A 1,422-nucleotide genomic window follows, 5' to 3' on the forward strand; every position below is an offset into this window, starting at 1 on the left:
GGCGGAGCTGGAGGCCTCGCAGGCGGAGCGGGAGGCCGTGCGCGGTCACGACGGTGCCCGGGGTTCGGAGGCCACGAAGGACCATGGCGGACGCGCTGGTCATGGGCTGTCCCCTCCTGAGGCGAGGTCGTCGAGGCGGAGTCTGCGGCCGCGTCAGCGGCAGGGGAAGCGGCGGTCTCGGCGGCGCGGGCGTCCCGGGCGGCGGAGCGGTTGCCCTCGACCGTGACGACCTTCCAGCCGAGCCAGAGGATGAGTACGAGGATCACCAGCGAGGCGCTGATGCGCAGGTCGGAGAACACGCCGAGGACGGCGTTCAGCTCCGCCGCAAGGGTGTTGATCTCATCCATGCGATCCAGCGTAGCGGCTGGAATCACACGGTTGTCATTCGAGGCGGCGTGTCGTGCGGAACTCGCCGTGGACCGGCGCCTCAGCCACCGTTCCGGTGGTCTCCCCGGCGGCCAGCCATCCGGCCAGGACCCCGTCCGGGGCCTCCTCCACGGTGAGGGCGTAGCCGATGTGGTCGCGCCACTGCCCGGCCACGTGGAGGTAGCGCTCCCGCAGCCCCTCGCGGCGGAAGCCCAGCTTCTCCGGCACTCGCAGGCTGCGCGCGTTCTCCGGCCGGACGTTGATCTCCACCCGGTGCAGTCCGAGGCCGCCAAAGGCCCAGTCCGTCACCATCGCCACGGCCGTGGGCGTCAGCCCTTGGCCGGCCTGGCGTCGGTCGATCCAGTAGCCGATCGCCCCGGAGCGCACGGAGCCGTGCTGGATGCCGCCGAGGCTGATCAGGCCCACCAGTCGGTCACGGCCCGGGCGGTCCTCGTCCAGGGCCATCCCCCAGGTGTAGGACAGTCCCTGCCTGGCGGACCGTCGGTGCCAGCGGACCATCTGGGCGAAGGTCGCGGGCCCGGACCCGGGCTCGGGGCTGGTGGCGTCCCACGGGGTCAGCCACTCCGCGTTGACGCTGCGCTGTTCCTCCCATGCCCGCTGGTCGGCGCGCACGAGCGGGCGCACGGTGAGGGTGTCGTGCCGCAGCACCGCGGGCCAGGGATCGGAGAGCCAGGACATGCCACCGATCCTAGGGCCCGGACCGTCCCCGCCGCCCGGGTCGGGGCACAATGAGGGGCATGGACACCCCCGAGGCCCTCGCCGCCGCCAAGGCACGGCTGCGCACGCAGGTGCGCGGCCGTCGTCGTGGACGGGACGCCGGCGAGCGCACCCGACTGTCCGAGGCCGCGGTGGAGCACCTGTGGACCTGGCTCGGTCCGCTGCTCGCCGCCCGATCTGCCGCCGGGCAGGACTGCACGGTGGCCACGGTGCTGCCCATGCCCTCGGAGCCGGACACCGCCGTCCTGCGCGAGCGCGCCCACGCCGCCGGTGCCCGGGTGCTCGTGCCCGTCACCGCGGAGGGGCGCCGGATGGGCT

1 protein-coding gene and 2 pseudogenes are annotated in these 1,422 nt (G+C 73.9%); 1 reads left to right on the forward strand and 2 read right to left on the reverse strand.

Annotated elements, in window-relative coordinates; all coding sequences use genetic code 11:
• Both AC2W7A_RS12380 and AC2W7A_RS12385 read right to left on the reverse strand, forming a co-directional pair.
• Positions 1-347 (reverse strand): annotated as a pseudogene (locus AC2W7A_RS12380) (hypothetical protein); the annotation flags it as partial.
• A 34-nt stretch (positions 348-381) separates the two neighbouring features.
• Positions 382-1,065, reverse strand: a complete 684-nt coding sequence (locus AC2W7A_RS12385; RefSeq protein WP_485991608.1) for a GNAT family N-acetyltransferase — start codon at positions 1,063-1,065, stop codon at positions 382-384.
• A 59-nt stretch (positions 1,066-1,124) separates the two neighbouring features.
• Between AC2W7A_RS12385 and AC2W7A_RS12390 the strand changes: the two are divergent.
• Positions 1,125-1,422 (forward strand): annotated as a pseudogene (locus tag AC2W7A_RS12390) (5-formyltetrahydrofolate cyclo-ligase); the annotation flags it as partial.

It is taken from the genome of Micrococcus sp. LASM2_SD2 (assembly GCF_057364565.1).